The organism is Hymenobacter sp. H14-R3, assembly GCF_030063445.1.
In the GTDB taxonomy this organism is placed as follows: domain Bacteria; phylum Bacteroidota; class Bacteroidia; order Cytophagales; family Hymenobacteraceae; genus Hymenobacter.
Genome location: NZ_JASITD010000036.1, coordinates 18,700 through 35,655, shown reverse-complemented (window position 1 = coordinate 35,655; position 16,956 = coordinate 18,700). Strand labels below are relative to the sequence as shown.

20 protein-coding genes and 1 pseudogene are annotated in these 16,956 nt (G+C 63.0%); 2 read left to right on the top strand and 19 right to left on the bottom strand.

What is annotated here, in order from left to right; all coding sequences use genetic code 11:
• Nucleotides 1-94: pseudogene (locus tag QMK33_RS21445) on the top strand (IS5/IS1182 family transposase); the annotation flags it as partial.
• A gap of 210 nt (nucleotides 95-304) precedes the next feature.
• Here the strand turns inward: QMK33_RS21445 and QMK33_RS21440 are convergent.
• The 10 genes from QMK33_RS21440 to QMK33_RS21395 all read right to left on the bottom strand — a co-directional run bounded on the left by QMK33_RS21440 (nucleotide 305) and on the right by QMK33_RS21395 (nucleotide 7,222).
• The gene (locus QMK33_RS21440) at nucleotides 305-625 is read right to left on the bottom strand and encodes a phosphoribosylpyrophosphate synthetase (protein ID WP_283566675.1); all 321 of its coding nucleotides are present in this window, start codon (nucleotides 623-625) and stop codon (nucleotides 305-307) included.
• A 31-nt stretch (nucleotides 626-656) separates the two neighbouring features.
• Nucleotides 657-1,052 carry a cupin domain-containing protein gene (locus tag QMK33_RS21435; protein ID WP_283566674.1) on the bottom strand — a complete coding sequence of 132 codons (396 nt, stop codon included), beginning with the start codon at nucleotides 1,050-1,052 and terminating at the stop codon, nucleotides 657-659.
• A gap of 29 nt (nucleotides 1,053-1,081) precedes the next feature.
• Complete coding sequence (locus QMK33_RS21430) at nucleotides 1,082-1,492, bottom strand: group III truncated hemoglobin (RefSeq protein WP_283566673.1); 411 nt, start codon at nucleotides 1,490-1,492, stop codon at nucleotides 1,082-1,084.
• 7 nt (nucleotides 1,493-1,499) lie between these two features.
• Nucleotides 1,500-1,931: a cytochrome C gene (locus QMK33_RS21425; RefSeq protein ID WP_283566672.1), complete on the bottom strand. Its 432-nt coding sequence runs from the start codon at nucleotides 1,929-1,931 to the stop codon at nucleotides 1,500-1,502.
• A 67-nt stretch (nucleotides 1,932-1,998) separates the two neighbouring features.
• On the bottom strand, nucleotides 1,999-2,262 hold the full coding sequence (locus tag QMK33_RS21420; protein WP_283566671.1) for a hypothetical protein: 264 nt from the start codon (nucleotides 2,260-2,262) through the stop codon (nucleotides 1,999-2,001).
• Entirely contained in the window at nucleotides 2,259-3,299 is a 1,041-nt protein-coding gene (locus QMK33_RS21415) for a cbb3-type cytochrome c oxidase subunit II (RefSeq protein WP_283566670.1), read from the bottom strand. The genes QMK33_RS21420 and QMK33_RS21415 overlap by 4 nt, the downstream gene beginning before the upstream one ends.
• Complete coding sequence (locus tag QMK33_RS21410) at nucleotides 3,277-5,127, bottom strand: cbb3-type cytochrome c oxidase subunit I (protein ID WP_283566669.1); 1,851 nt, start codon at nucleotides 5,125-5,127, stop codon at nucleotides 3,277-3,279. The genes QMK33_RS21415 and QMK33_RS21410 overlap by 23 nt, the downstream gene beginning before the upstream one ends.
• 21 nt (nucleotides 5,128-5,148) lie before the next feature.
• Nucleotides 5,149-5,427, bottom strand: coding sequence for a hypothetical protein (locus QMK33_RS21405; protein ID WP_283566668.1), 279 nt, complete (start codon nucleotides 5,425-5,427; stop codon nucleotides 5,149-5,151).
• A 40-nt stretch (nucleotides 5,428-5,467) separates the two neighbouring features.
• Nucleotides 5,468-6,859: a condensation domain-containing protein gene (locus tag QMK33_RS21400; RefSeq protein WP_283566667.1), complete on the bottom strand. Its 1,392-nt coding sequence runs from the start codon at nucleotides 6,857-6,859 to the stop codon at nucleotides 5,468-5,470.
• 51 nt (nucleotides 6,860-6,910) lie between these two features.
• The gene (locus tag QMK33_RS21395; RefSeq protein WP_283566666.1) at nucleotides 6,911-7,222 is read right to left on the bottom strand and encodes a cupin domain-containing protein; all 312 of its coding nucleotides are present in this window, start codon (nucleotides 7,220-7,222) and stop codon (nucleotides 6,911-6,913) included.
• 144 nt (nucleotides 7,223-7,366) lie between these two features.
• On the opposite strand from QMK33_RS21395, the gene QMK33_RS21390 reads away from it, so the two are divergent.
• On the top strand, nucleotides 7,367-7,954 hold the full coding sequence (locus tag QMK33_RS21390) for a Crp/Fnr family transcriptional regulator (RefSeq protein ID WP_283566665.1): 588 nt from the start codon (nucleotides 7,367-7,369) through the stop codon (nucleotides 7,952-7,954).
• A 42-nt stretch (nucleotides 7,955-7,996) separates the two neighbouring features.
• Here QMK33_RS21390 and QMK33_RS21385 read toward each other — a convergent pair whose 3' ends face one another.
• The 9 genes from QMK33_RS21385 to QMK33_RS21345 form a co-directional block, all read right to left on the bottom strand.
• Entirely contained in the window at nucleotides 7,997-8,233 is a 237-nt protein-coding gene (locus QMK33_RS21385; RefSeq protein ID WP_283566664.1) for a hexameric tyrosine-coordinated heme protein, read from the bottom strand.
• Between the two features lie 38 nt (nucleotides 8,234-8,271).
• Entirely contained in the window at nucleotides 8,272-8,754 is a 483-nt protein-coding gene (locus QMK33_RS21380) for a carboxymuconolactone decarboxylase family protein (RefSeq protein ID WP_283566663.1), read from the bottom strand.
• A gap of 31 nt (nucleotides 8,755-8,785) precedes the next feature.
• Nucleotides 8,786-10,069, bottom strand: a complete 1,284-nt coding sequence (hemA, locus tag QMK33_RS21375) for a glutamyl-tRNA reductase (protein ID WP_283566662.1) — start codon at nucleotides 10,067-10,069, stop codon at nucleotides 8,786-8,788.
• A 68-nt stretch (nucleotides 10,070-10,137) separates the two neighbouring features.
• A complete protein-coding gene (locus QMK33_RS21370; RefSeq protein WP_283566661.1) occupies nucleotides 10,138-11,187 on the bottom strand; it encodes a catalase family peroxidase in 1,050 nt (349 codons plus the stop codon).
• A gap of 327 nt (nucleotides 11,188-11,514) precedes the next feature.
• Nucleotides 11,515-12,345, bottom strand: a complete 831-nt coding sequence (locus QMK33_RS21365; protein ID WP_283566660.1) for a universal stress protein — start codon at nucleotides 12,343-12,345, stop codon at nucleotides 11,515-11,517.
• Between the two features lie 48 nt (nucleotides 12,346-12,393).
• Nucleotides 12,394-13,263 carry an alpha/beta hydrolase gene (locus tag QMK33_RS21360; protein ID WP_283566659.1) on the bottom strand — a complete coding sequence of 290 codons (870 nt, stop codon included), beginning with the start codon at nucleotides 13,261-13,263 and terminating at the stop codon, nucleotides 12,394-12,396.
• Nucleotides 13,264-13,499: 236 nt separating this feature from the next.
• Nucleotides 13,500-13,958 (bottom strand): DUF6326 family protein, encoded by a 459-nt coding sequence (locus tag QMK33_RS21355; RefSeq protein ID WP_283566658.1) that lies wholly within the window; start codon nucleotides 13,956-13,958, stop codon nucleotides 13,500-13,502.
• 48 nt (nucleotides 13,959-14,006) lie between these two features.
• Nucleotides 14,007-14,537, bottom strand: a complete 531-nt coding sequence (locus QMK33_RS21350; RefSeq protein ID WP_283566657.1) for a hypothetical protein — start codon at nucleotides 14,535-14,537, stop codon at nucleotides 14,007-14,009.
• 155 nt (nucleotides 14,538-14,692) lie between these two features.
• On the bottom strand, nucleotides 14,693-16,903 hold the full coding sequence (locus QMK33_RS21345) for a tetratricopeptide repeat-containing sensor histidine kinase (protein ID WP_283566656.1): 2,211 nt from the start codon (nucleotides 16,901-16,903) through the stop codon (nucleotides 14,693-14,695).
• Between the last annotated feature and the right edge of the window lie 53 nt (nucleotides 16,904-16,956).

The window sequence follows — 16,956 nt, the reverse complement described above, 5'->3', positions numbered from 1 at the left end:
GCTCATCCGCTGGGCCAAAAAGCCGGAAAACTACCTGGCCATGCTCCATTTTGCCTGCGCCCGAATTACGTGGTACAATTGTCTTTTTGGGTGACGCTGTTTCCCTATTCGGATAGGCACTAAGTAGGGCTAGGGCGTAGCCCACCACTCGCAGGGCCCAGCAGCGCAAAACCGCGGTGGGCTACCTGCTGTCGATGAGCGTAGCGCTGGCCAGTCGGCAGTGGCTGCCGACTACCTGCTTAAAAACCATCCTGGCGGCGGGGCTGGTGCTGGCGCTGCTGGCCATCGACAGACAGCCGGCCGGTCAGTGGCTGGCGCAGGGCGTGAGGACCAGCTGCCGCATCAGCTCCGTGGTTTGGCTGTCGGCACACGAGCCGTAGGCATCGATTAGCACGCCCTTCACGCCGCTGTCCGACACGATGGCGTACACCACGCACATGTCGTCGGGGTTGGAGGCGCCTTCGAAGCGGTGCACTTCCCGCACCCGAAAGCGGCCGGGGTACAGGTGCAAATCCAGGCTACTATCGGCCAGCTGCGCGCCCGTCAGGTTGTAGTTGTGGGAGTAGCCACGCCGGGCCAGGTCGCGCAGGGCCGGGGCTTCCGAGTCAAATGTCAGGGGTTGCATAAGTCACAGGTAATCAGAGTTAACTACTTAACTAACCGCTGATTGCCAGCGTTAGCAGAAAGGTGGTGTCTTCCAGCGCGGTTACGCTGTGCGGCACGTTGGCTTGCAGCGTCAGCAGCTGCCCAATGCCCAGTTCCAGCAGTTGGCTGGCCGTGGCAAACGCGAGGCGGCCGGCCAGCACCTGCACGCTAATGTCGCCCTTGGCGGTGTGCGTTTTCATGGTGGCCCCGGCGTGCAGGGCGGTAAGCACCAGCCGCAGGGTGTCGCTCTTAAAGAGCGTGAGGGCGTTGCGGTCGCTGCTGGTCCAGGCAGGCTCCTGGTAAAGCTGCCCGGCGGCGGTCGGCAAGTCCAGCAGCACCAGCTCGGCAAGGAGGGGGCGGGCGCCCAGCGGGCGCTGGGGCGTGGCGGCGTTGCGTTTATTCTCCATGCTAAGTTATTGCTAATTAATTAGTAGAGCTACAGAACGGCGTGCCCACCCCCGGCCCGCGCCGAGGCGATTTTGGCCTGAAACATCTCGCCCATCTTGCGGGCCCGCAGCTTCGCTTCGGTAGCGTTATGGCCGGCAAAGAGCTCGTCTACGGTTTGCCCAAACAAAGCCAGCCAGCGGGTAAAATGCGCCTTTTCGATGGGTAGAAAAATATGCTTAGCCCCGGGGTTGCCCCGGTAGCCGGCCGCCTGCGCCAGCAGCGCCGCCGTCCAGAAGCGGGTCATCGTGTCGAGGTGCTGGGGCCAGTGGCCGGCCGGAATGCGGGCCTCGAACACGGGCCCCAGCAGCTCATCGGCCCGCACCCGCCCGTAAAAAGCGTCGATGAGCCGGCGCAGGTCTTGCGGGGTAAGAATGTCGGGTTTGTTAAGCGCTTCTTCCATGGCGAAGTCAGGTAGTGGGGATGCTTAGGGCCGTGAACAGGTAATAGGCGCCCCAGCTCACAAAAACGACTATCCCGGCCCACACCCAGGCGGGCACGCCCTGCGGCGTTTCGGAGGCCGTGATAACGAACGAGTCGGTGCGCTCGCTGCCGTAGGCCGTTACGGTCAGCGGCAGCACGTCCGACACAATATCGTCGGGACTTAAACCTAACACGGTGATAGCCGGGCCGTTACGCACCACGAACGGGATGCGCTGCACGCCCTCCTGGCCGTTGGAGGAGCGCGCCACCACGCGCAGCTCGTGGGGGCCATCCACGAGGCGGGTCGTGTCAAAATCGAGCCGCACCGGCGGGGCGTAGCGGGCGAAGGGTTCGGGGGCATCGTCGAGAAACAGCAGCACCTGCTGCTCAGCTTCGGTGGGCAAGGCGGGGGTAGGCATGAGGTTTAGAGGAATGGGGGTCGTGCACGGGGTTGCCTCACGGGACCCGTTCGCGCCGAAAACCGCGCTATAAAAAGGAGGACAGCTGCCGGCGGCGCACCAGGTTGTGCGCGCTTTCGGGCAGCAGCAGAAAGCGCAGGAACAGCCCGAACGTGACCAGCACCACCAGAATGGAGCCGTACAGCATTAGGTAATCAAACGGCCCGCCCGGCCCCACGCCGTGCGTAATGCCGGCGAAGCCCTTGGGCTGGCGCTTATCGCAGACAGGGCAGGCCCAGAGCGGCAGCGCAATAAACAGGTTGCCGAGAAATACTAACAGGTTCTTTTTCATGGGTTTTGAGCTAAAGCGATGGGAGATGGGGCCTTCAGCAAGGCCCGGATTTTCTGCACAAAGTCGGCCGTGACGGGCGCGGCGGCGTTGCCCCAGCTGCTGCGCTCGTGGCTGATGATGGCCGCGATTTCGGCATCGCTGAGCTTGGCGGCGAAGGGGGGCATCACGCCGTACTCGGGGCGCGGGTTGTAGCCCTGCAGGATGATGTTGACCATGAGCGTGGCGTCTTTGTCATTGACCACCGGGCTGCCTTTGAGGGGCGGAAACGCGCCTTTCAGGCCCTCGCCGTTGGCCTGGTGGCAGGGCTGGCAGTTGGTGGCGTAGAGCGCCGCGCCATCCGGGGCCGGTGGGCCGGCGGCGGCCGCCCCGACGGCGGGCGCAGCTTCCTTGGGTGGGGTAAGTTTCAGAAAGGCAGCGGGTTGCGCGCCGGTGGGCAGCGGGGCCTGCTTCAACGACAGCAGGTAGGCCACCAGCTGCTGGGCGCGGCGCGTGGGCACAATGGTGTGCGCGCCCGGCTCGCGGTAGCCCCCCGGAATGTGCAGGGCCAGCCCGGCCGGCGTGCCCGCCACGCTGTCCTGAAACAGCCACGGAAAAGCGGGCATGATGGACTCCTTCACCACGCTGCGGGGCTGGTAAAGGTGCAGCAGGTGCCAGAGGTCGCTGGGCTGGCGCACCGATACTTCGGTGAGGTCGGGGCCGGTGCGCTCCGAGCCCAGGATGGAGGGCGTGGCCCGCCACACGTCCTGCCGCTGGCGCCAGGCGTAGTCGGCGGGCAGGCCGGGCCGGCCACCCCAGCGCTGGTCCATGTCGATGTTGCGCACCTGCTGGGTGTGGCAGGCCACGCAGCCTTCGCCAATAAACACTTGCAGGCCAGCTTGTTGGTCGGTGGTGAGGGCCACGGCGGTGGGCAGCGGGGCGTTGTCGGCCTGCACGCGGGCGGCGGGCTGCAAGGCAATGAGGGCGCTCAGCCCCACGAAGCCCAGAAAGACCGTGCCCGTAAAGAGCCGGTGGTTTTTATACAGATTCCAGGATTTCATCGGCTTGCGGCGCAAAGGCGGGGGTGGGCTCGGCAACGGGGGCGGGCGCTTGGCCCAGCAGCAGCATATCGACGAGGTTGTAGAAAAACACGACGTGGGCCAGCAGCATCAGCGTGCCGCCAATGGCCCGCCACAGCCAGTAGGGCGCCATTAGCACCACCGATTGGATGAACGGCTCGCCGGCCAGCCAGCTTTGGCCCTTGAGCGTGCCGCCCACCATCAGGGCGCCGGCGTAGGCCAGCAAGCCCAGCAGCGCGCACCAGAAATGCACGCCCACCAGGCCCTGCCGGGGCTCGCGCCCGCGCAGCCGCGGGGCCAGCGTGTAGATGCAGCCCCAGAGCATGAAGGCGATGATGCCGTACATGGTAATGTGCGAGTGGGCCACGTTGAAATCGGTGAAGTGCCAGACCAAGTTGGTGTAGCGTAGCGCCTGCAACGAGCCCTGAAACGAGCCGGTGAAGTAGAACAGCACCCCCATCAGCAAAAAGGGCAGCGAGTACGAGTCGCCCACCCGCTTGCGGCCCCCGCGAAAGGTCATCAAAAAGTTGATGGTGCCGGCGAGCACCGGAATCACCATGCCCACGCTGAACACGATGGCCACCGTTTGCAACCACCACGGTAAGGGGCTGAAAATGAAGTGGTGGGTGCCAATCATGGTGTAAAAAAGCAGCTGCGTCCAGAAGGCCAGTACCCCCAGCGAGTAGGAGTAAATGGGCTTGTTCAGGGACATGGGCAGGAAGTAGTACATCAGCCCCAGCGTGAAGGTCATGAACCACATGCCGACCCCCATGTGCATGTAGTAACCCTGAATGATGGTTTCGCCCATGCCGTTCTGGTACCAGGGCAGGTAGCCGATGACGGTGAGCACGATACCCCACACGGTGGCGCCCAGAATGTACCAGTTCGAGATGTAAAACTCCTCGGTGGTGCGGCGGGCCACGGTCTGGTAAAAGTTGCCGAAGCTCAGCCCCACCCCTACGGCAAACAGCAGCATTACCGGCCAGATGTACTCGCGGTACTCGCCCCCACCATTGTTGAGGCCGTTCATCAAACACAAGGAGCCCAGCAGCACGCTGGCGTTTATCAGCCCCAGCGCCCACCAGCCCCAGCGCAGGCTGTAGAGCGGCACGTTGTTGGTGCGCGGCACCACGAAGTGCCCCAGCCCCAGCATGGCCAGCGACGACCACCCCCAGAACACCATATTGGTGTGCACCGGCCGCAGCCGCCCAAACGAGAGGGCCGCCAGGTGGTCCACGTCGGGCCGCACGAATTTCACGCCCACGTACCAGCCCACCGCCGTGCCCAGCACCAGCCAGAAGGCCGCGCACAGCAAATAAGCCGCCACCAGCTGCGTCAGGCGCGGGTCGAGGTCGGCGAAGGGGGCCACGCGGCGCTTCTCGTGAAACCAGGGCGCGTGCACCTCCAGGTCCACGTGCTGCACCACGCCGTGCGCGTCGCGCACGGGGGCCGCGCCGCCCAGCTCGGTGCCGCTCAGGTGAAACTCCTGCGCCTGCTGCCGCGCCACAATGGCCGCCAGCTGCGCGGGCGTGAGGTTGGTCACGGTTTCGTCGAAGCGGCCACCCACAACTTCGTGCGAGGGCGCCTGGCTGCCGCGCACCAGCGCCGCCACGCGGCTCACCAGCACCAGCACGCCCCCGACCACAATAACGAGCAGCAGCGCCAGCATGCCCAGCACGGCCGGCTGCGTGAGCATTGGCCCCTCGACCGGGGCGGCGGCCGGGGCCTGCGCCAGCCCCCGCACCGGGCTGCCGAGTAGCACGGCCAGTCCCAGCAGCTGCCCGAGCCAGTATAAGCGTTTTCTTTCCATAACGAAGCCCGAAGGCATTGATTACCAGTTAGTATGGGTATTGGCGGGGTTGCCAACCAGACCCATAAGTGCCGACTCAGCGCGGAGCTCGGCGAGCACCTGGTTGAGCTGGCGCTGTGCATCGGCGGCGGCGAGGGCCAGTGGCTGCCCCGGCTCAACCGAAGCCAAGGGGTCGCTCCAACTAAGCGCCGTTTGGGTGGGGCCAAGCTGCTGCACCAGCAGCAAGCCCGTGCCGGCCAAGGCTTGCCGAAGTTGGGCGAGGGTTTCTTCCAGCGGCAGCTTGAGAACGATGGTGTGCATAGCGGACATGGGAGCTAAAGTCTTTTTTTAAAGTATTGATTTATAAATTTTTAGCTCCCGAACCGGGTACAGCAGTTGCCGCGGCCAGCGTGGCCCGGATGAGCGGCAGCAGCTCTGGAACGGGCGCGTGCGTGGCGCATACCAGCCGCAGCTCGCCCCGAAAAGTGGCCACGCCAATAACCGACTCGTGCTGAAACTGCGTCAGCAAAACCGGCCCCCAGATGGCCGTCGGCCGAACGGCCCCGGTTTCGGGCAGGTCCAGCACGCCGAGGTTGCTAATCAGCGCCTCGCTGCTGAGCCCGAACGCCATGAAGCCCGCGGCCGCCGCGTGGTCGGCATCGAGCGGAATAAACTGCTCCACCGCCGCCGAAATGCCGCGGATGCCGGCTTCCGAGCGGGCCTGCGCCAGCTGCGCGCCGGTGAGCCGCGCCAGCTCCCAGAGGTTCTGGGTTTGCTCGGGCAGAAACCCGGTGCGCGTCGCGCTGAAGTAATCGGCGCAGTCGCGCACATCGCCCAGCAGCGGGCGGAAATTGAATGGCGTGAAGACGCGCACCACTTCCCGCTGGCCCATCTTGCTCATTACCTGGGTGGTAGCCGCCACCAGGGCCGCGTGCACGGTGGTGCCTTCGGCCCGGCAGCGCTGCACCAGCCGGCTGGTCAGGTCCGCGTCAAAGGTGATGGTACTGAGGTCAGGCGCAACCCCATCGAAGGGCCGCATCGGCACGAGGGCGCTCAGCCGCTCATCCAGGGGGGCTGCCGGGGCGGCCTCAGCGGGCGAGGTGGCGGCGGCGGGCACCAGGGTGCTGGGCAAGCGGGCCAGTAATTGCTCCTGGGCGGGCGGCACGGGCAGCACCGCCAGCTTATGGCCGTTGAGCACGGCCAGCACGTCTTCCAGCACAAACACGGCCGATAGGCCATCGGCTACGGTATGGTCGAAGGAGAGCACCAGGGTGGCGCTTACCGGGCTCTCGCGCAGCAGCACCGCCCGCACGAGCGGGGCCGCCGAGGGGTCAAAACGGGTGCCCAGCTCCTCGGCCGCCACTTGCTGCCAGGTGTGGCCGGCGGCCGCGTGCAGCACGGTCAGCGGAATGGGCGGCACCACGGCGGGCCGGTAAAAGCCAAGCCGGGTACCGGGCCGGTCCTCCACGTGCGCGGCCAGCAGCGGGTGCCGGTGCTGCACCGCCGCCAGGGCCGCCCGCAGCCGGGCGGGCTCCACGACCCCAGCCAGCTCCGCCACCAGCGAAAAGTGCATCGGATGCGCTTCCATGTGCCGGTGCAGCATCCGCTCGAAGGCCCCCAGCGGGCGTATTAGCGTGGCCGTGCTCGTGTCGGTAAGCGGCACGCGCACAATTGTTTTCTTACTTAGAGCGCCGGAGGCCAGGTTGCCAGGTGCTGGCAAAGGGGCGGCTTCTACCTCAATTACTGCTTCCATAAAATAAGCAAAATGTTGATAATGAATGACATACTAAATAATGGTCACTGGCTAGCGATAAATCAGAATGCGGGCGGCTTGCTGGCAGGTGAGTGAATGGGGGGCACCGGCCGCGAAAATCACGTAGTCGCCGGCCTGCACCTCCACGGTGGTGGTTTCCTGGGTAATAGCCAGCTGGCCGGCCAGCACCACCACCAGCACCTCGCCGCCGGCGTGGTGGTGGGTAGGCATGGTTTCGCCGGCCACGAAGGTTTTGTAGATGATTTTCTGGCCGTCGCGATTCAATAGAACCAGGCCTTTTTGTTCGCCGATGGGCGGGTGCAGTCCGTTGAGCAAGCTACCGGAAATGAGGGGAGCGGCCATAAACAATTGGGGTTAAGAGTGGGTAGTAACCGAGCGCCCGGCCCGGCGCCCGCAGGCGGGCCACCGGGGCCAGGGCAGTGGCTAATGACAGGGCAAAATTTGCCGTCGGTGGGCCCGCCCGTTTATGACCCACATCATACCAGCATGATAGAAGTTGAGATTCTGGAGCAGTTCGGGGCCACCCAAAAGAGCCTCGATAAGGGCGAAACACTGTTTGCCGAGGGCGAGCCGGCCCATTTTTACCACCAGGTGCTGCACGGCGAGGTGCGCATGGTCAACCATATTGAAGATGGTACCGAGTTCATTCAGGGCATTTTCCGGGCCGGGCAAAGCCTGGGCGAGCCGCCGCTGTTTGGGCAGTTTCCGTACCCGGCCTCGGCGGTGGCCAGCCAGCCGGCAGTGGTATCGCGGCTGGCCTACCCCGCACTGGTCGAGCTGCTGCACCAGTACTTCGACATTCACCAGCGCTTCCTGGCTACCCTGGCTAAGCGCCTGCAATACAAGTCGATGCAGGCCCGCGAAATGTCGAGCTACCCCGCCGACCACCAGCTGCTCACGCTCCTTTCCTACTTCAAGCGGCAGGCCGGCGACCCGCCCGCCTACCTCGTGCCCCTCACCCGCCAGGAGCTGGCCGACCTCACCGGCCTGCGCGTCGAAACCGTCATTCGCACCGTTAAGCAGCTGGAGCAAGCCGGCAAGCTGGCGCTGCACGAGGGCAAGATTGTGCTGTGAACGCGGGCGGTGCGCGCGAGTCGCCCGCCCCACCCGCGCCACTTACCGCCAGTAGTTATTGGCCGCCGCGATGGTGGCAAACTCGATGGCTACCGTATGGGTCACGGCCAGTAGCATGGCCGCGTCGTTGGCGTATATGTCGCGCAGCTGCTCGCGCTTGGTGGCATCGGGCTGGGTGGCCTTCACAATGAGGCGGCTCATGTGCACGGCTAGCTGGCGGCCCTCCTCGGGCGTGGCGGTGAGCAGGGTATTGTTGGGAACGAGGGTAACGGGGTACATCGGGTTTAAAAAGAAGGTGAGAAAAGGTGGTTTTTGGGCTACGCGGGCATTTTGCGCTGCGCGATGTTCAGGCGGTTCCAGGTATTCATTGATACCGTGGCCAGCAGCACCTGAACCACATAGGCCTCCCCCAGCAGCCGTGTGGCCTCGTGGTGCACGGCATCGGCCACGTGCCGGTGCGGCAGCAGCGTTACCTCCTCGGCATAGGCCAGGATGGCGCGCTCCTCGGCCGTGAAGTAGGGCATTTCGCGCCAGGCCACTAGTGCGTGCAGGCGCTGCTCGGTTTCGCCGTGCTCCAGGGCCTCGGCTACGTGCGTCATCACGCAGTAGGCGCAACCGTTGAGCTGCGATACGTGCACGTTGATTAAATCCCAGTGCGTGAGCGAAAGGCCCGACTGGCCCAGGTGCTTGCGCAGGGTCAGCAGGCCGGTGTAGGCCTGGGGGTCCAGGCTCGGTAGGTCGAAGCGTTGCTTCGGCACCACGCGGGTGGCCGGCCAGGCGGGCGAAAGGGTATTTTCCATAACAGAAGGTTTGGGAAATGAATGAATAAAATCAGGAGGCTCGCTCGTTTTCAAAGGCGAAAAGCTTGCTGAACTGCGCTAGTAGCGGCTCGGCGCCATCGCATAGGCTGACCCGCTTTAGATGTAGCACCTGCTGCTTGAGCACCTTTTGCATCAGTGAGCGGGTGGCGGCCTCAATCAGCGTGGTTTCGGTGGGGCTGAGGCGCCTACTATAACGGCTCACCTCTTGCCGGCGCAGGGCCTCCAGGTGGTTTTTCAGCTGATGAATCAGCGGTGACACCCGCAGCGTCTGGCTCCAGGTGTGCAGTTCGGCCAGGTGGTTGGCAATGATGGCGTGCACCTGCGGCACGGCCGCCCAGCGCAGTTCCAAAGCGGCGGAGGTCTTGCTCTTGATGGCGTCGATGTTGTAGAGCGTCACGCCGGGCACCTGGGCCACGGCGGGGGCCACGCTGCGGGGCATACTCAAATCCACGAATAGCTTGCGGTTGCACTGCATCGTTTCGGCCACCAGCCGGGGCGTAAAAAACGCCTGCGGGCAGGTGATGGCCGAAATCACTACATCTGCCTCCCGCAGGGCGGTGGGCAGCTCGTCGAACTCCACGAGGTCCAGGCGGCATTCGGCGGCCAGCACGACGGCCTTGGAACGCGTGCGATTACAGAGGGCCACCCGGTCAAAGGCGTTACGGGCGGCTAGGTGCCGGCACACATCGGCCCCAATGCTGCCCACGCCCACCACCAGCACGCGCGGACTGGCCAGTTGCGCGGTCAACTCGGCCACCAGCTCCACGGCCGCACCGCTCGCCGAGGCCGTGCCGCTGCGGAAGCTGGTTTCCTGCTGCACGCGCTTGTGGGCGGCAAATACGGCGTGCAGCAAGCGGTGCAGGAAGGGGCCGGCAGCCTCGGCTTGCACTGCCCAGCGGTAGGCCTGCTTCACCTGGCCGATAATCTGCCAGTCACCCAGCACCCGCGCCTCCAGCCCCAGCGCCACCGCAAACAGGTGCCGGGCCGCCGCCGCCGCATCCGACATTACTTCAAAGTAGGGCTGCCAACCGGGGTCAATGAGACAGTTTTTCAACTGGCCCAGGGCCTGCATAATTTCGGTGCTACGGTCGGCCCTGGCCGCGTAGTACACCTCCGTACGCTGGCAGGTGCTCAACACGAGCAAATCGGTCAGGCCCAATTCGTGGCGCAAGGTGCGCAACAGTTGGTGGCAGGCCGTTTCGTCGAGGGCCAGCTGCTCGCGAACGGCCAGCGGAGCGCGCTTAAACGACAAGCTAAGTGCCCGAAAAGGATGCGCAAAAGCGACCTGTGTCATGATACCAACCGGTTAAAACACTATTTTGGAGCGAGCCTCAAAGCCCGCCGTTCCTGCTTTTCGTAGCCCTATTGCCGTATCCCTACCGACACCGGATAGGCGCGGGCCCGGTCTACCAGCATGGGGTCGGCCAGGCCGATGCCATCATGCACGTTGTTGGGGTTGAAAAACAAGGCTTTGTCTTCCTCCACCGTGTTCGGGGCCATGTTTTTCAGGGTGAGCGTACCCAGCAGCACGCGGGGGCGCGTGTCGGGCCAGGCTACCGTGGGGTTTTCAATGGCGTCGCCTTTTTCGGCCACCTGGGCGTACAGCTTGAACGTGATGGGCTGGGCAGCCACGCGCTGCTTAATCTCGCTTTGGAGGTAGTTGGGCCCGACCGAGGCGGCCTGTGCTTTGGTGAGGAAATGCTCCCCGGCGTCGGGCACCAGCTGGTAGCGCACGAAGTGAGTCACCCCGGCTTTGTTGGTGAATTTAAACGAATTGACCCCGAAAAAAGAAAGCGTAGCCCAACTAGTCGTCATCGGCTTTTGGGTAGTCAGAAAGGTTTTAGCGAGGGGGTGCGAATCCAGAAACTGCCCCAGCGGCGCGGAATTACCATGCCCTGCGGCTCCGATGGATTCCAGCAGCACTCGAAACTCGTCGGTGGTAGCCACCGGGAAACCGTTGAAGCTATGCATCACGATGTCGGTGGACTGGTTATTGGGCATCATAAACTTGATGGCCGCTCCCCGGGGCCGCGAGTCCCCGATGGTGTCGGAAATGTCGGGGATACCGGTGAAGTCTGAAAACCGCACGATGACGGCTTCGCCTTTGCCCTGCAGGTGGGCGGCCCGCGTCAGGCGGCTGGCTTCGGCCGCCGGCACAAAGCTGCCTTCCAGGATAATTCCTTTGGCGTGCACCGCCCGGGCGTGGTGCTCCCCAAACGCCGAGTTCAGGGCATGCACTATCTGGATGGGCGAGGTTTTCGTTGTCGACTCTACGCCGGCGTTGCCGTCCTGGGCCAGGGCCGGCAGGGCCAGGCCCAGCGCCCAGGCTCCTAGCATTAGCATTGTGGTGGCGCGGCGCGTACCGATGGCGGCCCAAGTGCAGCCAATTGGAAAGATGGATTTCACTTTCATAATGTTGAGAAAAAAGGGGGGGGGGGTGAATTGACTCTTTTTGAAGCGGCCGCCTACTTGCTCCGCCCGGTCGGTCGGTGGAGGCGCTTGCCCTTGAGTAACCAAACCTTATGCCGACGCGGCGGCAACTAGCCCTAGCTTGTCTGTTGCCACGGGAAAGCGGTTTTAAAGCCGTATGAGGTGTTTTAGCCGCCGCCCGGCCTCCAGCTTTTCTGGGTTTCATTGGATTTTCTGTGGCCCCTCCAGAATTACCGGAGGGCAATTTGAAATCCTGCAAACCCGACCAGGCGCTTTATGTCTAAGCTCACGTTATCAGGTGCTTATGGCCTAGATACTGTAATCGACCACTGGCTCGTTTTGCAGCCGGAAAGTCAGGATTGGGGGCCAGGTGGGCGCGGCATTGGCCGTTAGATTATCAGCGGGCCACAGCCAGCCCAAACCGCTGGCCCCCACGCGCAGCACTAGCACATCGGCCCGCACGCTTTGCACGAATTGCGCGACGCCCGTGCGCAAATCAGCCGCCGTAACGATGGCTAGCTCGCACCCGGCCAGGCCCTGCTGGTGCACCAGCAGGGCCAACTGTTCCCGGAGCGTTTCTGGAGACTCCCCAGCGGTGCCCACGTGCAACACGTGCAGCACGGCAACCGGAAAAAGCACTTGCAGCCTGCGCAGCATTGGTCCCGCGTGCAGCGCCAGCGCCGAAAAATCCGTTGGAAAAACAACCACCCGCACCGGACCGGGACCGAAGGGCGTGTGCATTACCAGCACGGGGCAGAGGGCCACGCGAACCAGCCAGTCGACGGTCGAGCCAATTCGCCCGCCCTGGCCCAGGGTAGCTCCAATTAGCACCATATCCGGCTGCTGTTGCGCGATGGCGGCCAGTAGCGCTACCCGGCGCGGGGCAACTTGCAGTATTTCCCGAATGGGAGTTTGCCAGGCGTGTTGTGCGGCCTCTCGCAGTAGGTACTGCAATTGGTTCTTAGCTGCTTGCAACAGCTTCATTACGAATACTTCGGGTGCCGCAGCAGCTGTTGGGGGTAGTTCCACGGCGTGCAGCAGGGTAATGCGCGCCTGTAGCGGCTCGGCCAGCTGCACGGCGGCGGCTAGGGCCCGACCAGCAGCCGCCGAAAAATCAGTAGCAACCAGAAAGTGCGGCATGGTTCGCTGGCGAATTAAGGAGAAGAGAGTAGGAGTAGTTGCGCGTGCTCAGCTCCAGAGCAGGGTCATTGCCTGGCTGGCCCAACTGGACCGGGCAGCGGGTACGGCTGGCTCTCTGACTGGGCCCGCCGCCCCGGTTAGTTGAGCCAGCCAGGCAAGGATGCACAAGGCATCTTCGCGCCAGCCGGGTTGGCCCAGCACGAAGTGGTTGCGGCCGGGCAGCTCCCGGTAGGCCGTTACGGAGCCCGCGTGCTGGTAGCGCCGGTAGTTGGCGTAGTTGAGCGAGGCCGGGATAAGATGGTCGGTGCTGCCGGCTAGAAACAGCAGCGGCGCGTGGGCCCGCGCAAAGTCAATCTTGGCCGCCGAGGTCAGGCCATCACGCGAGACGTGCTTCGACTCCGGAATGGCAAATTCCTCATAAGCTGCGCGTTGCGTGGCCAGCGACATGCCGTTGGTGAAGGCGTACTGCCACTGCTTAAAGGACATCAGAAAGCTGTTCCGCACGGGCGTGAAGTAGCCCAGCGGCCCCCAAACCGAGCGGTAGAACGACCACTTAAAGGTGATAACACCTTGCGGCGGCACCGAGTGAATGGCCACGCCCGCCGCCGCCAACCCGCGCTGCACCAGCAGCTGGGTCAGCAGCCCCCCTAGCGAGTGCCCAATCAGAATGGGCTTTTCGGGCAGCCGGGCCACCAGGTCGGCGTAGTAGTCGGTGAGCTGGCCCAGGCGCGTGGCGGCCACCAGGGTATCGGGCTGGTGGCGGCGCAGCTCCGCGGCGGGCGCGTCTTTGTGGGGCCAGGCCGGCACCAGGCAGTGGTAGCCATAGCTGCTAAAAAAGGCCCGCCACTCGTCCCAGCAGCTGCTGCTGACAAACGCGCCGGTAATAAACACGATGGTTTGGGCAGGGCTGGTTTTCATGGGGCACTGCGTAAAGTGAGAAATCCCCCGCGGCGGGGCTACTCCCCACCCGTTGCAAAACCATGCCACCTGCCCAAGCCAACTAGGTAGCTGTTTTGCTAGTAAATAACTTGCTTTATAACAATTGATTACCTTTTATAGAAAACTGTTAGGTTGCCCGCGCTTCCACCAGTTTTTTCGGAGAACTCCGAAAGCCTACGGAGGCGCGGGGCTGGGTACGAGGGCGGCCCTGGCGCTTAACTCGGGTCGGCTGTGAGCACCGCCTCTGGCGCAGTGGGCCACGTCCAGGCAACCCAGCAGATGAGGGCGGTCAGGGCCATTTCGAGCCCGCCCAGGAACTGGTAAAAGCGCCAGCTGCCCTGAATTGCCAGCAGCATCACTACGGTATAGAGGGCCCCGAATCCCACATTCAGCCACCGCGTGGCGCGGGCCGGCAATACCAGACTGAGCCCCACCAGCAGGCTAGGCACGGCCATGAGCACCGCCATGCTCAGCAGCGCGCCCTGCGAAACGGCCCCCAAGGCCGTGCGCCCGGCCAGCATCTCGCGCAGCTTACCGGGCTCATAGAGCTCGAAATAGTCGCCATAGAGATATAAAAACAGCACCGAAGCCCACAGCGCGCTGAGCTTAAACCGGACGGGCACCCTGACATCGGCCAGGGGCCGGGAGTCATTTTTTTTGGGTAAAGACTTCATTTCGAGGTTGCTGCTAGCTGAAGATGGGTAATGTATGGTTGGCGCTGCCTAGCTCGTTAGAGGCGGACGCGACGTGCGGCGGCCGTAGGCCAGGAGCCCCAGCGCGAGCGCCCCTTCGCCCACCAGGCCCGTAACCAGCAGCACCGGCCCCAGGCGGTCAGCGAGCGGAGGCGATAAAAAGGTCAGCCAGCCCAGGCCCGAGAGGGCTAGCAGCCCGCTCAGCCAGCGGGGCAAAAAGGGCGTGAGCCAGATGAGGTAGCTCGTTAGCAGGCAATAGAAACCAAAGAAAACCAGGCTACTAATGCGTTCTGGAGTTAGCCGCCACACTTCCAGCATTCCCCAAACGCACCCTACCAGACTAAAGGCCGCCGCCAACAGCGCCAGCCGGGGGTGAGCAGGCGCAAAGAGCCGATATAGAAACAGCGTGGCCCCTAGGTAGCAGCCAAAAGAAAGCAGCGTGGCCGCCGCCCCGTACGGGTGGGCTGGCACGAACGCGCCCAGCATGCCCATGGCAATAGTGAGCAGGTAGCAAATACCCGCCTGCCGGGCGGTGGTAGTCTGGGAGCAGGTCGGTAGCATTGGCACAAGGCTAGAAGTGGGCAAAGAAGAAGATAAGCGCCTCAGCTACAGTCTCCATTGCAGCAACTGGGGTAACCCTGAAGCGCTAGATGCATCGGCCGGTCCAAGGGTTGCCCGCGGGGCAGCACAGCAGTGCACTTGCACCCAACGCCCACTCAATGCCCGCGCACCAATAGCGCTGGCGCACTGAAATCCAGCACGATGCGCACGCCGCACCCCCCCGCTACCCGCAGGCAGCCGCCCAGCTGCTTGCTCAAGCCCTCAATGAGGCTCAGGCCCAGCGTGCGGCTCTGCGTGGGCTCAAAATCAGCCTCGAACCCCACTCCATCGTCGCAGATGCTGAACTGGTAGCAGTCGGCCGTGGGCGCGGCGAAGCCGACGAAAAGGTGGCCGCCGCGCCCGTTCGGAAAGGCGTACTTAAGGGCGTTGGTAACGGCCTCGTTCAGAATAAGGCCGACGGGCACGGCCAGGGCAACATCGAGCTGCACGGGGGCCACCGCCAACTCAACCCGGATGCCGGGCGGGCAGTCGAAGGAGGCTAGCAGGTGGTCTACTATTTCCTGGATGTAGGCCGCCATTGGCACGCCGGCCAGGTGCTCGCTCTGGTAAAGCTTCTGGTGAATGAGGGCCATGGCGTGCACCCGGTTGCGGCTCTCGCGGATGGCAGTGCGGGCGGCCCCGGCGGGCAAGTACACCGACTGCGAACGCAGCAGACTACCAATGACTTGGAGGTTATTTTTCACCCGGTGATGAATCTCCTTCAGCATCCATTCCTTGTCTTCCAGCAAGCCGCTTTTTTCGGTCAGCACTTGTTCCAGCAGCTGGTTCTGGGCCGAGATTTCCTGCCGCTGCGCTTCGAGCAGGCGGTTGCTGCGCTGCTTGAGGCGGTAGCGGTTATAGCCCAGCGCCAGTAGCATGGCCAGCATGGCCACGCCCGCCAGCAGGGCGTTGCGCTGCCCCTCGCGCTGCCGTAGGTTGGCCTGCTGCACCAGGCTTTGCTTGGTGAGCAGGGCCATATCCTGCTCTTTCTGGCGGGTTTCATATTGCACTTGCAGGCTGGCAATTTGCTTGCTTTTCTTCTCGTTGAATAGGGAGTCGTTGAGCGCCTGGTAGCGCTGCTGATGGCCAATGGCGGCCAGGTAGCGGCCCTGGGTCGAATCTACTTTGAATAAGAGCCGGTATACATCAGACTTAACCGAAAGGCTGATTTGCGAGTGCAACGCCAACGCCTTGTTCAGGTACAGCCGAGATTCTTCACAATGCCTCATAGCTAGGTAGATACGGCCAGCGGTGAAATAGGCAGCCCCTAATTGGCTATAGCTATTTGCTATTTTTTGACGACTTTCCAGAGACTTAATTGACTTCAACGCATACATCTCGGCTAACCCGTATTGCTGGTTAATCAAGTAACAGGTAGACAGTAAGTTCCAGGCATAGAACTGCTCATTGCGGGCTAGAGGATAAGCGCTGGTTTTTTCCAGCACAAAGGCCAGCGCCTGACGGGGCTGTTGTAGTTTAATAAGCATTTTGGCTACCATCTCACTCACGATGATGACGTTAGTGCTATCGTGTTTACGCTCCAGGCTGCTTAGCACCTTTTGATACACATGTAAGGCATCAGCTGGCTGGTTGAGCATATTATAAATATTGCCAATCCGATGGTAAAAGAAGTTCAGTTTTGCAGTGTCGCCCGTTGCTTTGGCACTCTCGATAGCCGCTAAGCCGTAGCCCAAGGCCTCCTTAAAATTTCCGGCTTTTGCAGTTACCGCATCCAGCAAATCATACGTGTAATGCAGGTGGTGGTAGCCAACGGCCCGGTAACGGGCCAGCACGTCGAGCAATTCGGTGCGGGCCAAGGCTTCTTGGCCCTGCTGCATGTGTATATCGGCAATGGTTTTGAGGACGTAGGCTGCCTGCTCGCCATCACCGAGGGTCTGGTAAAGCGCCTGGGCATGCTGTAGGCACTCAATGCGCCGGGGCATATCGGCCACCGTAAACGTGTAGGCAGATGCCAAGTAATACCAGCCATCCGCTTCCAGGCGCGGATAGTGCGCTTGGCGGCTGCGCGCAAGCGCTTGCGCCAACCGGCGGTGGCCGGCCGGCACCTGGCCGAGCGCCACATCGAGGTTGCCGAGGGCGTACTGGCTGCAAATCTGCCCATTGCCATAACCTAGCTGTTGGCTTAGGGCAGCAGCTTGCTGGCAGTAGCTGGCCGCGCTGTCCAGTGCCTCGTTCAGCTGGTCGTACTTTACAATGCGGTCGTTGCCCAGACGCAGCAGCAGCTCGACACGCGCCGGGCTGAGCGGCGTGCGCCATAGCTGCCGGCGTAAGCTGTCAGCCTGCGCTGGGCGCAGTAGCGGATACATCGGCTCGGCACGGAGTAATCCGCTACTTAGTAGCAGCACAAGAGCGGTTTGGC